This is a genomic window from Enterococcus sp. M-BR2, assembly GCF_056612775.1.
In genome coordinates this window covers 158549-170556 of the sequence record NZ_JBWQXK010000001.1, presented here as the reverse complement: position 1 = coordinate 170556, position 12008 = coordinate 158549, and the positions used below count along the sequence as shown (strand labels likewise).

At 35.9% G+C, this 12008-nt stretch carries 9 protein-coding genes and 3 pseudogenes; 8 read left to right on the top strand and 4 right to left on the bottom strand.

What is annotated here, in order from left to right; translation table 11 throughout:
- Positions 1-358: 358 nt before the first annotated feature.
- The 3 genes and pseudogenes from AC1F25_RS13200 to AC1F25_RS13190 form a co-directional block, all read right to left on the bottom strand.
- Positions 359-1153, bottom strand: a pseudogene (locus AC1F25_RS13200) (IS3-like element IS1485 family transposase); the annotation flags it as partial.
- 9 nt (positions 1154-1162) lie between these two features.
- Positions 1163-2122 carry an IS30-like element IS6770 family transposase gene (locus AC1F25_RS13195; RefSeq protein ID WP_002293280.1) on the bottom strand — a complete coding sequence of 320 codons (960 nt, stop codon included), beginning with the start codon at positions 2120-2122 and terminating at the stop codon, positions 1163-1165.
- Positions 2123-2218: 96 nt separating this feature from the next.
- Positions 2219-2589 (bottom strand): annotated as a pseudogene (locus AC1F25_RS13190) (transposase); the annotation flags it as partial.
- Between the two features lie 176 nt (positions 2590-2765).
- Here AC1F25_RS13190 and AC1F25_RS13185 point away from each other — a divergent pair.
- The 4 genes from AC1F25_RS13185 (at position 2766) to AC1F25_RS13170 (ending at position 7484) form a co-directional block, all read left to right on the top strand.
- Positions 2766-3125: a hypothetical protein gene (locus AC1F25_RS13185; RefSeq protein WP_002342413.1), complete on the top strand. Its 360-nt coding sequence runs from the start codon at positions 2766-2768 to the stop codon at positions 3123-3125.
- A 51-nt stretch (positions 3126-3176) separates the two neighbouring features.
- On the top strand, positions 3177-4367 hold the full coding sequence (locus tag AC1F25_RS13180) for a pLS20_p028 family conjugation system transmembrane protein (RefSeq protein WP_341871823.1): 1191 nt from the start codon (positions 3177-3179) through the stop codon (positions 4365-4367).
- Entirely contained in the window at positions 4273-5556 is a 1284-nt protein-coding gene (locus tag AC1F25_RS13175; RefSeq protein ID WP_239658577.1) for a hypothetical protein, read from the top strand. The genes AC1F25_RS13180 and AC1F25_RS13175 overlap by 95 nt, the downstream gene beginning before the upstream one ends.
- Positions 5557-5837: 281 nt before the next feature.
- A complete protein-coding gene (locus tag AC1F25_RS13170) occupies positions 5838-7484 on the top strand; it encodes an IS1182 family transposase (RefSeq protein ID WP_047927870.1) in 1647 nt (548 codons plus the stop codon).
- 140 nt (positions 7485-7624) lie between these two features.
- Here the strand turns inward: AC1F25_RS13170 and AC1F25_RS13165 are convergent, their stop codons facing one another.
- Positions 7625-8713, bottom strand: a complete 1089-nt coding sequence (locus AC1F25_RS13165) for a hypothetical protein (protein WP_002342409.1) — start codon at positions 8711-8713, stop codon at positions 7625-7627.
- A 161-nt stretch (positions 8714-8874) separates the two neighbouring features.
- Here AC1F25_RS13165 and AC1F25_RS13160 point away from each other — a divergent pair, with 161 nt between their 5' ends.
- The 4 genes and pseudogenes from AC1F25_RS13160 (at position 8875) to AC1F25_RS13145 (ending at position 11813) form a co-directional block, all read left to right on the top strand.
- Positions 8875-10044, top strand: coding sequence for an IS256 family transposase (locus tag AC1F25_RS13160; RefSeq protein WP_113795280.1), 1170 nt, complete (start codon positions 8875-8877; stop codon positions 10042-10044).
- A 67-nt stretch (positions 10045-10111) separates the two neighbouring features.
- Positions 10112-10600 (top strand): annotated as a pseudogene (locus tag AC1F25_RS13155) (IS30 family transposase); the annotation flags it as partial.
- Between the two features lie 18 nt (positions 10601-10618).
- Complete coding sequence (locus AC1F25_RS13150) at positions 10619-10846, top strand: UTRA domain-containing protein (protein WP_002350443.1); 228 nt, start codon at positions 10619-10621, stop codon at positions 10844-10846.
- Between the two features lie 214 nt (positions 10847-11060).
- The gene (locus AC1F25_RS13145; protein ID WP_002350442.1) at positions 11061-11813 is read left to right on the top strand and encodes a DeoR/GlpR family DNA-binding transcription regulator; all 753 of its coding nucleotides are present in this window, start codon (positions 11061-11063) and stop codon (positions 11811-11813) included.
- The last annotated feature ends 195 nt before the right edge of the window (positions 11814-12008 follow it).

The following is a 12008-nucleotide window of genomic DNA, read 5'->3' as shown; positions in this document are numbered from 1 at the left end:
CTATGATGAAATTTTTTATATAGTGCAGTAACTGGATTAAAAGGATATCGGACTGATTGTTTTGAACATGCCTATCCTCAACCAATGAGAACTTACGACGAAATCATGTTCTAGAAAGAAATTTCTATCCAATAAGAATTCCAAATCATGGACACTATTATCAAAGAAGCCTTAATAGATAAAATATTCAAAGCAGATTCTAAAAAAGTCGATTCCACAAAATATACATGTGGAATGGCAACAGTTTTTTTGACAAATTTTATAAGGTGCAGAACTTCTTTCCGTATGCTATTCCGATTGTCCTTGACAATGAGCCTCCTCGGATGTGACGATCTTCGGCAGGAGCTAACAGTTAAAGTTAGACTGCCTCGCTAGCGATAGCACATCCGAGCTCATTATCAAGGATTCGCTGCGCCAATCTCTGGTTACGGTAACCAACCGGTGTCTCGTAGCCAAGTGTACCGTGCAACCGAAGGTGGTTCCACCAATTGACATAGTCAAATAACTCCAAATCCAATTGTTGTAAGGTTTCAAATGTGTATTGATAGACAAATTCTACTTTCAACGACTTATAAGTTGATTCAGCTACGGCATTATCAAAAGGACAGCCTTTATGACTCAATGATCGATTGATGTCAAAAGTTGTTAATAATTCATCAATAACTTGGTTATCAAACTCTTTTCCACGATCAGTATGAAAAATCTCAACCTCTGTCAGAGGTTGTTTGATACGGCTAAATGCTTTTTTTACTAGAACGGCATCTTTATGTTCTCCACAAGAATAGCCGAGAATTTCTCGATTGAACAGATCCAAAATGAAACAGACATAATTCCATTTTTTCCCGACTCGTACATAAGTCAAGTCTGTTACGATCGCTTCTAATGGGTTGTCTCTTAAGAATTTACGATTCAATACGTTTGTCGTTTTGGCTTCATTGCAAGTAGAATGATGTACTTTAAAATAAGCAACAGTATAGCTCGATTTTAATCCTCTATTTTTCATGATTCTACTAATTTTTCGTCGGCTGATCTGAATGCCTCGTTTTGATAAGGCTTTTTTTATTTTTCTTGAGCCATAGGCCTTTCGGCTGCGGATAAATTCTTCAGCGACTGCTTCTTCAAGTTCTGATTCGTCTTTCTTTGGTTTTGATTGTATGATTTGTCAAATTAAGCTAGAATAAAATGCTTCTTGTACATAGCTCAAAAATATTTCGATTGGTGTTCTGTAATTCAATGATTTTCTTGGAATATGATTACGTTGATTGCTGACACTGGAAATAAATGTCTGATTCACTTCTCTAAAATCCATTGATTTCGGCAGTCCATTACGACGCAGAATCCCGTTAGAATTCTCGTTTAATGGGCGTTGAGAAGGTGTTCCAGGGTCCGCAAAATATATATCAATATCATGTTGGTTACTAATGGCTTTCCAGTTAGAAAATTCTTTTCCACAGTCAAACGTAATAGATTTAAAGAAGTTTTTAGGGAAGCGAGAAAACCATTGATTAAGGGCAGTTTCAATATCTAATGCCTTACGGCCGTTGGGTTTAATCGTGATAATGACTTTAGATAATCTTTCAACTAAAGTAATGACGGCACTTTTATGATGAATGCCAACGATCGTATCACCTTCAAGGTGACCAAACTCAGAATTGAAATCAGGATAATTATCAGGTCGATCATGGATTGAGCGCTGATACTGTTGTTTTCCCCGTTTTTCCTGATGGCCATTGGGTTTTCTTTTACCTTTCATCGGTAGTGTGTCAATATCAAATATTCCTTTAGAAAATAAACGATAAAGTGTTCTCATACCGCATGAAACAGGCCTTTCTTTTCGCCCGATAATGACGTCAGGCGTCCAACCAAGAGTGACTTTCTCTTTAATGTAATCTACTTCATGAGCAGGTAATTGAATGACTTTTCTACCACATTTTTTCTTATTTTCTTTATACTGGTGCCAATAATCAAGAGCAGTCTTACCTTGCTTGAACTTATTGACTACATTATAAATAGTTTGTATAGCACGTCCCATTCGGTTAGCGATTTCAACCGGCTTATTATGTTGAAGATAATATGATTCTATCATTGTCAGTTCGTCTATGGTAAGATGTTTGTAGGTCATTTATGGTTACACTCCTTTGTTTTCTTTCGTCGGAAATACAATTTGAGTGTACCATAAATGCCTTTTTATTTTTCTAACTTAATTTTACAATTCGCGTTGATAATAATAGGACTGACGTGATAGACCTAATATTCTGCACATCGCTGATATAGGGTAAAGATGCTTATTCGCATCGATTACTTGTCTCTTCGTCCGAATATCAGCGCTGCTTGCTTTAAAATATCATTTTCCATTTCTAATTGCTGGTTTCTTTTACGTAGTTCTAACAATTCTTTTTGTTCAGGCGTAAGATTATCTTTTTCTTTGAATGAACCACTCGTTTTAGATTGCTTTACCCATTTGTCAAATGCTGAAGCCGTTAGTTCATATTCTCGAATGATTTCTACACGTGGCTTTCCAGCTAAGTAAAGATTGACGATTTGTTGCTTGAATTCTTGTGAAAAAGTTCTTCGTGTTCTCTTAGACATAAAAATTCCTCCTGGTATGTTTTCTTCTAGTCTACACACCCTAATTTTTCTGTCTAGTTAATTGTAGCCTATCCAGTTTATTATTGGTACTAAGTAGTATTTTTCTTTTAGGTGGGTGCTCAAATTCTTCTCAATCAAAGCTTGCAGACCTTTTCGAAGAAGAGCAGTCATATTATTTGTCGAATTCTCCTTCTGATGATCCAGAATTCAAAATAGAAAAAATGAAAGATGGTTCTCTTACTGTTTCCAATATTGATAAGGGAATTTCTGAAACAATGGAATATTCTGTAGAAGAAAAAGAGAACGGCTTGTATCATTACCGAATCGCAAATAGCGAAGATTACGGTATATTCGATGTACTAGATAGTTTTACTTCGGATACCAAAGATTTCAATGTTTTTTTTGATGAAAAGAACAATGGTTATGCGTTTGTACCTGTTTCAAAAAATTTCTCTAAAATAGACTCTACGTTAGAAGAGGTAAAAGAAATTTACGATGAAGATCCTCAGTATTTTGTAGCAGAATATAAACAATAGAATGTTAGTAAAGGGAGCCTTTTCAAGGCTCCTTTTTTATACGATTGGAAGGTGAGTAACACGGAAAAAGCAACGGAATTTCTACAGAAATTTAGTGAATGGATCCAAGATGCTAACTTGTTTAGCTATATATTTAAGTGGATTAGCAGTAATTGGATTAAAGGATTGTACAAGTTGGCTTCCGGAGTGGAAGATATCCTGGATCAAGTATTTAAGGTCTTTAGTTTTCTTGATAATGGGACGATAGGTAAAATTTATACAAGCATGCGGGTAGTCTCCCTAACGGTTTTGATTATCATGATTATTGTTATTGCCTATAAATATATTTTAAACGAGCGAGTCGATCTAAAGGCAGGCCTTTTCAGGGCTGTCCTTTTTGTTTGTTTGGGTGTTCAACTTCCTGGGGTGATTACATCTAGTGCGGAATTTGCACAAAAAGTTTATGGAGAAACAAAAAATCTAGACACGACTGAGAAAAGCACTCTTTCTTATAGTATTGTGAAAGAGAATTTAGCAGATTTACAATATGCTTCTAAGAATGGATTTTCTCGTCTTAATAGTGAAACAGGAACACCAAAAAACAATCTATCAGAACAAGCTTTTAAAATGACAGATCTTACGGAAGTGATAACATCTGATAAATTGTCGAGAATGGCAGAAAATGCACAAAATAAAGACGAAGTCTCTTATTTAGAGTATAAAACTAAAACAGATGAGGATGGAAAAATTACTGCAGAAAAAATTGAGTCCGGTATGTTTGACTTTTATAAAGAGGGAAAATTTCGCTTTACGTATAAGACAGGCACGATAACATTGTCGTTATTGACAGTGTCTTTTGCTTTTGTATGTTCTGCGTTCATCATAGCAACGTCTTTGATTGAGCTACTATTTGCAAAGTTGATGTTTCCAGTTCTTTCTGTTTCTGATATTGAAACCGGTCAACGAACAAAAAAAATCCTTTTGGATATTGGGAACAGCTTGTTAGCAATTATGTTGACAGGGTTTAGCTTGAGTATCTTTAAGTTATACTTTTCATTTATAGGTAATCTTGATGTCGATTTTCTTCCATATTTAGTACTTTGTATTGTTGGTGTCCGAATTACGATCGACGGCCCAAATTTCTTTGGGAAATTTCTGGGGTTGGATATTGGGCTTCGCTCAGGATGGCAAGCTATGGGTTGGTACAGCAGTTGCTGCGAAAGCTGCGACAAGCGCTGTAAAAGGTGGAGTGAATGCTGGTAGTAGTATTAAAGAGCACGCCGGAAATGCAGTCAGCCGTATGAGAGTCAATAATGGTGTACACGAAAATAACAATGATAAATCGATTCAGAATCGGTCTACTATTCCAGGAAACAATGGATCTTCCACAAAAAGTATAAAAGAATTTGCAGCGAACATGCGACAGTCGTTTGGCATGCAAGACCAACAAGAGCCGGTGACACAAACGCAAGGATCGAATCGATCAGCGGTTCCAAATGATCAGATAAATCCATCGGTTCAAGACAAGGATCAGGTTTCTGCTAATGGAGAGCTGCCTTCAGGAACCAATCTTTCACCAGAAACAACGCATCAACCAATGAACGCTTCTGCTTCTTCCAGCACTGTTTCTGAAGGAAAAGAACCAGATGGAAAAAGCATTGGCAATGTTTCAGCTGAAGCGTTGAAACATATGGGTGAAAGTGGCAATCGAACCGAATCACCGATCGATCCTATCAACGGCAATCGTGCGAATGGTTTGGCAACGGGGAAAACGACCGATTCACAAAAAGTCCAACGAACGACCATTCCGCCGCTTCAGACGCCAAGTAGAAAAGCCGCCATCCAAGCAGCGACTGACAAAGTCAATCAGAACAACAATATGCAACAGTCAAACAATCCGAGTGCATCTGAAGGAAATCCGACTAACACTCAGAGAGCTAACGATCAGGAAGTGAAACGATCCGCACCAGAAACGTCTTACGGCACTTCTGCAGCAGCGCCAAGTCAATCTATTCAATCGACTGAACAAGCGCCTGAAGGAGCTTCTGTGGCATTTGAACGGACTACAAGTGTGAGTCCTTCTACAGCTGCGATCGTACAACGAAGCAATCCATCGTCTACCAGTGCTGGCACTCAAATAGTGCAACAATCACCTAGTAGAGGAATTGATCGATCAACGGTAACACCTGCTAGACGGAGTGAGCCAAAATCAGGTTCGATCAAACAATCAGTACAACCAACGAACCATCGATCGGTGACTAGCCAGAAACCTGCAGAAAAATCAACGGCACCAACGTATCATATTCCAACGGTTGAATCAAAAACGAAGGAGCTTTCTACACCAAAAGAATTGGCCACCAAATACTTGAAAGAGTCGAGTGTGACACCAGAAAATGATTACTATGATATCTATCAATCCATGAATAAAGTAAATGCCGATGATTATATTTAGGAGGAGATCTTGTGTTAAATGTCCATTGTATTGAAGGCCGACTGGCTGAAAGTCCCATCTTAAAGAAAACGGAAAGTGGCACGTGTTATACACGTGTCTTGCTAATATCAAAAAGAAACTTCAAGACAAAAAGGACCTGGGACAAAAATCCAAAGTCCAACCAAAAAACCGGCGTAGGAAATTTTGATTTCCTGCGCCGGTTTTATCTTATCTTTTGAAACAAAAGAACCCCTTCTGATACAACATAAGCGACAAAACGAATACGTAAAGGAGAGGTTCTTATGTACAAAAATTATACCACAGATCAACTAGTTTTACCTTTAGATTTAACGCAGACAATCCCCAAAAATGATATTGCTTATCCTGTTCATCATTTGGTTGAAAGCATTCCAGAAGAAGCCTTTGAACACTTGAAACACCAACGAGGTGCATCAAGCTATCACCCACGAATGATGTTAAAGATAATTCTATGTGCTTACACGCAATCGGTTTTTTCTGGCCGCAGGATTGAAGCACTCCTTCAAGATAGTCTTCGCATGATGTGGTTAGCTCAAGGTTACCAGCCAAGTTATCGAACCATCAATCGTTTTCGAGTGGATGAAGCTGTACAGCCTTTATTAAGAGAGTGTTTCGTTCAATTTCGTTCGCAATTAATTGCGGAAAATGAAATTGATGAAGAAGCTATTTTTATTGATGGAACAAAAATTGAAGCCAATGCGAATAAATTTACTTTTGTTTGGCGAAAGTCTGTCGAGCGATACCATCAGAAATTAGAGGAAAAATCTTTGGCTGCGTATCACGAGTTAGTTGAAGAAAAGATTATTCCTGCCCTGCAAACAGAAGTTGAAGGAAATTTGTCCAAAGAAAACATCCAGACTATCTTAACCTCATTGGAACAAACGATTGAAGAACTCAATCAAAAAATGGCGGATGAGCCATGTGGTGCGATTCGTAAAGATCTCCGATTTGAAAGAAAAGCACCAAAATTATTCTATAATCATTTTACATCTCATCAAGAACGTGTGCTTACGTATGAGAAGCACTATCAAATTTTAGGGAAAAGAAATAGCTATTCAAAAACAGATACTGATGCGACGTTTATGCGAATGAAAGATGATTCCATGATGAACGGTCAATTGAAAGCTGGCTATAATTTACAAATTGCCACCAACAATCAATATATTCTTGGCTATGATGTGTTTCCAAACCCAACTGACACTCGAACACTGACTCCTTTTTTGAGCACTTTAAAAAAGGAGTATTTCCCGTTGCCTGAATTTATTGTCGCAGATGCAGGCTATGGCAGCGAAGAGAATTACATGAACGTTCTAGAAAAATTTCAATCCACACCGTTAATCACTTATGGCATGTACGAAAAGGAACAAAAGAAAAAATACAAAAACAATCCATTTCAAGTAAATAATTGGGACTATGATGAAATGAGTAACCAATTCATTTGCCCAGAAGGACGGAAATTGAACTTCAAATACAATGGAATTAGAAATGACAAGTATGGATTCACCCGTCATATTAGTTATTATGAATGTGAAGATTGTTCAAATTGTCCAGTTCGATCACTATGCACAAAAGCCCAAGAAGGATTCAACCGGAGGATTCAAAAAAATTGGACTTGGGAATCCTATAAAACAGTGGTCAAAAAATTATTGCAAGAAAAAGAAACCCAAAAGATTTATGGTCGTAGAAAAATTGATGTGGAAACTGCCTTTGGACACCTGAAGGCTATTTTGTCGTTCACTCGATTATCAGTTCGAGGAAAAGAAAAGGTCAAAAATGAACTCGGATTTGCATTAATGGCAACGAATTTGAGGAAATACCACCTCAAATTCGTCAAACAAAGAGAAGAACAATGCAAAAAAAGCATACACAAAATCATTTTTCAGATTTTTGTGTATGCTTTTTTGTTTTAAAGAACCTTTTTGTCCCAGGTCCTTTTATTTTTTTAGATGCTCAGTCCTCCGCGGTCTCTGCTTTGGAAATCATTTTAAACCAAGCTACAGAATTTGTTGTTCGAGTAAACCGATTTAATTGTTTATTAAATTCTTCAATGTTATTCTGCTTGAACTTGACCAGAATTACTTACAAAATATTTATACACTTGATCAGTTCCATCGGCCATATAATAAAAATAATAGCCATCTGCTGTAGTTTCAGTTCCAGCATCAGTCGCATTAGGTCTACCTAACTCATTGTGTTTAGCTATTGCAAGTTGCGCAGCTTCTAACTCTGAAATAGATGCTTGATTAGGTGCAGAGGCACTATTATTTGCTGCTTCATTTGGCACAGTTTTAAAATAATCATCTTGGATAATTTCACCATTATTATTCACTGTAATGATGTTCCAAGTGATACCTTCTGGCCCTCCGTGTAGTTGATAATGAAAAGTAAATGAGCCGTCAGAATTTTGTTGCCCATTTTCAAACGCACCTGCACCGCCCGATTGCGGAAGTTTTTGTCCCAGATATTGAGCAGCTTCTTCAATAGAATTTAATAAATGAGTTTGTACTACTTGTAGTTCTTCAGAAGCATTCTCTTGCAAAGTAGTTACCTCACTACTTTCTGTTGTAGGTTCTGTTGATTTAGCCTCTTGATTATCAATTTTTATTTTTTCTAGTTGATTTTTATATGTTGTAATTGTATCGTCAATTTTTTTAATTAATGAATCGAGTTCTGCTTTACTATATATATCAGTACTCTCTTTTTGCATCCATTTTTTGAGTTCATCTAGCGTAGTGATCTTTTTAGAAAGATCTTTTTCAGTTGATTCTTCAAGATTATCCAATGTATTCTCTTTTAAATCTTTATCGTCTTGTTCTTTAAAATTCGTTTGGATCTTCTTCATGGAGTCTGTATAGATCTTAGTGATTTTCTCCTCTTTCTTATCTAACTTAGAGTAAGTATTAGCTTCAGTAACAAATTTTTTGTACTCCGATAATTTTTTATCTTTGTCTTTTTCAGCTAAAATTGTTTCTACGTTTTTTTCTATTTTTTTCGTTTTGCTTTTTACCACTTCAGCAGCTTTTGATTCTGATGCTGCAGTTTTACTTTTATCTGTTTTAGTTGAACAACCTGCGAAAATAAAAATAAACCCTATCACAACAATCATAAATAACTTTGTTTTCCAATTCTTTGAGTACATATGCTTTCTCCCAATTATTTTTTTATTTAATTATAACATCCCTCACTAAAAATGATAGCGTAAAATATTTTGTGTAAATAGATATTTAGGGTAGAAAAAAAGAAAGTCCATTCTGTAAAATTAAAGTTACCACAACCGAAATTTTATAGGAGGACTTTCTCATGCCCAATTTTACTACAGAAATTATGGAAACACTAATCAATAAAGGTGATTTAGATGAATTATTTCGATGTCATTTAGAATTAGCTGTTAATTCATTATTGCAGGCTGAATTAACAGCTTTTCTTGATTATGAAAAATATGATCGTGCTGGGTTCAATTCAGGTAATTCCCGTAATGGGAATTATTCACGTTCATTCAGAACAGAGTATGGAGAATTAAATTTGGTGATTCCTAGAGATAGAAATGGTAAGTTTTCTCAACAAACTTTACCTGCTTATAAAAGAACCAATGACTCTTTAGAAATCACTATTATTCAGCTATTTCAAAAAGGAATTACTATGTCTGAAATCTCTGAATTGATTGAAAAAATGTACGGGCATCACTATACGCCACAAACCATTTCAAATATGACTAAAATAGTTTCTGAAGATATTATTGCCTTTAAAGAAAGGTCCTTAGAATCCAGATACTCTGTCATTTTTATGGATGCTACTCACATTCCTTTAAAAAGACAAACTGTTTCAAAAGAAGCAGTTTATATTGTAATTGGCATTCGATTAGATGGAACCAAAGAGGTTCTTGGGTTTAGTCTTGCTCCAACTGAATCTGCTTATGTTTGGAAAGAGATTCTTCAAGACCTAAAAGACCGTGGTTTAAAAGAGGTTTTATTAGTCGTAACTGATGGTTTAAGTGGCATTAACGATAGTATTCATAGTGTTTATCCAAATGCTCAATTTCAACAATGTTGTGTCCATATATCTAGAAATATCGCTCATAAGGTTCGTGTTAGTGATCGACAAGAAATCTGTAGCGATTTCAAATTAGTTTATCAAGCAAGTTCAAAAGAAGAAGCAAATAATCAAATAAGGTTTATGATAGATAAATGGAAAAAGCAGTATCCACGAGTGGTTAAATTGCTCATGAATCCTGCTATATTAACCTTTTATAATTTCCCTCCGTCAATCAGAAGAACTATTTATTCAACTAATTTGATTGAAGGTTTTAACAAACAATTAAAGAAATATACCAAAAGAAAAGAGCAATTTCCTAATGAAGAATCTCTGGAGAGATTTCTAGTATCTCAATTCAACAACTATAATCAAAAGTTTCTATGCCGAGTTCATAAAGGTTTTAAAGAAATACATGATACATTAGAATCAATGTTTTAACTTGATCAACAGAATGGGCTTTTCCATTTACACATAATTCTTGACGCAACCCTATCCACACCTGACTAAAGAATTTGGTCATCTCGAAGGCGACACCATTGTGGGAGTTAAACACAAGAGCGCTGTTATTACATTGGTTGAGTGTTTATCCAAGGTTATTATTACTTTGAAACCGACAGGCAGACGAGCCGAAGATATCGAAAACAGGTTAAATGATTGGTTCAAATCCATGCCTAAACACTTGTTTAAATCCATGACATTTGATTGTGGAAAAGAATTTTCCAACTGGCGATCTATAAGTAACTCGAACGATATTGCCATCTTTTTCGCAGATCCAGGAACACCTTCGCAAAGAGGGCTAAATGAGCACTCAAACGGCTTGCTTAGACGAGATGGCTTACCTAAAACAATGGACTTTAGGGACACGGATGAAACCTTTATTCAATCCGTTGCCTCGAAAAGAAACCATATTCCAAGAAAATCATTAAATTATCGAACACCATTGGAAGTATTTTTGAGCTGCATAGATAAAGACATATTGTCTAGCTTAATTTGACAAATCAGAAAAGAAAAAATGTATCAAGTTTTTGAAGAAATGGGTTATCCAATTAAAACGGTCACCAGAAAACTAGAAGTAATCAAAGCGGATGATACGATCAGCGATTTGTTAGATGTGGAAGAAGGAGATCCAATGTTCTATTTCCATACACAGGGTTTTTCGCTAGAACGTCTGCCCGTTGAGTATTCGATTTCGAAATATCGAGGAGACATTAACTACTTTGTTTTTGAACTTGCACAATAACTTCAGATTAAATAAAATGATTTATTAAAGATAAAAGTCGAATGAACAAGGCTGTCACTATGACAGTCATGCTCGTTCGGTTTTATTTTTTAGAATAGCAGCTTGCAAATTCTGAAAAATTTTGCTTTCCTTCCTGCAGAAGGCTTCTTAAGAAAACTTGTTCTAGCACTTTTCTTAAGAATTTGATAGTCTTAAAAAGAAAAGAGGCGATGAAATGTTAAAAACGGATCGATTCCAAGCGATCATGTCGTTATTAGAGGTTAACGGTACAGTACGAGTCAGCGATATTATGGAGAAGTTTTCGGTTTCGGATATGACAGTCCGACGTGATTTGGACGAAATGGAGAAACAAGGATTATTAGAACGCGTCCATGGCGGAGCGAAATTGAAGGATTTTTATCGGCATGTGGAGCTTTCTCATAGAGAAAAACAGATTATGCTGCAAGAAGAAAAGCAGCGGATTGTGGAAAAGGCGAATGAAATGATCAATGATGGTGATACGATATTTCTTGGACCAGGAACTACAATCGAGCTCATGTCAAAAATCATTCAAGGGGATTCACTGCGGATTGTTACAAACTGTTTGCCTGTTTTTGAAGAATTAAATAAGCGAAAAGGGAATCGAAAAATCTATCTATTAGGTGGCGAGATGCGGGAAACGACTCAATGCTTTGTTGGTGAAATCACGAATAAATCGCTACAGGATATGAATTTTCATAAAGCATTTTTCAGCTGTAATGCTTTAAATGAACAGAAAATTATGACTTCGACTTTTGAAGAGGGCCAAACTCAACAGATCGCTCTGAATAATTCTGTTGAACGCTTTTTATTGATTGATCATTCGAAAATTGGGAAAAGAGATTTTTCAGTATATTATAATCTGAATGATGTAACAGTAGTTATAACGGATGATGATGAACAAAAGCACTATGAAAAAATCGAAAAAGAAGAAAAATATGTTGTGTAAATGAGAAACTGCCAAACTCTAGATAATTAGAACTTGGTAGTTTTTTGGTAGCCTTGAATTTAAGCGAATTATGTTATTTTTAGGGTGCATCATTACTAATTCCTCCGAATACTTGAATACACCATTTGAAAAAAGATAGTCGATTTTTTTGGGATGTTATGTTTATGTGAAGGAAAAAATAGCAGTATCAATCAC

Excerpts from the sequence above, each read along its gene's own strand:
- AC1F25_RS13150 (WP_002350443.1), top strand. The coding sequence starts at position 10,619 with ATGTATCAAGTTTTTGAAGAAATGGGTTATCCAATTAAAACGGTCACC.
- AC1F25_RS13165 (WP_002342409.1), bottom strand. The coding sequence starts at position 8,713 with ATGTACTCAAAGAATTGGAAAACAAAGTTATTTATGATTGTTGTGATA.
- AC1F25_RS13160 (WP_113795280.1), top strand. The coding sequence starts at position 8,875 with ATGCCCAATTTTACTACAGAAATTATGGAAACACTAATCAATAAAGGT.
- AC1F25_RS13170 (WP_047927870.1), top strand. The coding sequence starts at position 5,838 with ATGTACAAAAATTATACCACAGATCAACTAGTTTTACCTTTAGATTTA.
- AC1F25_RS13195 (WP_002293280.1), bottom strand. The coding sequence starts at position 2,122 with ATGACCTACAAACATCTTACCATAGACGAACTGACAATGATAGAATCA.
- AC1F25_RS13145 (WP_002350442.1), top strand. The coding sequence starts at position 11,061 with ATGTTAAAAACGGATCGATTCCAAGCGATCATGTCGTTATTAGAGGTT.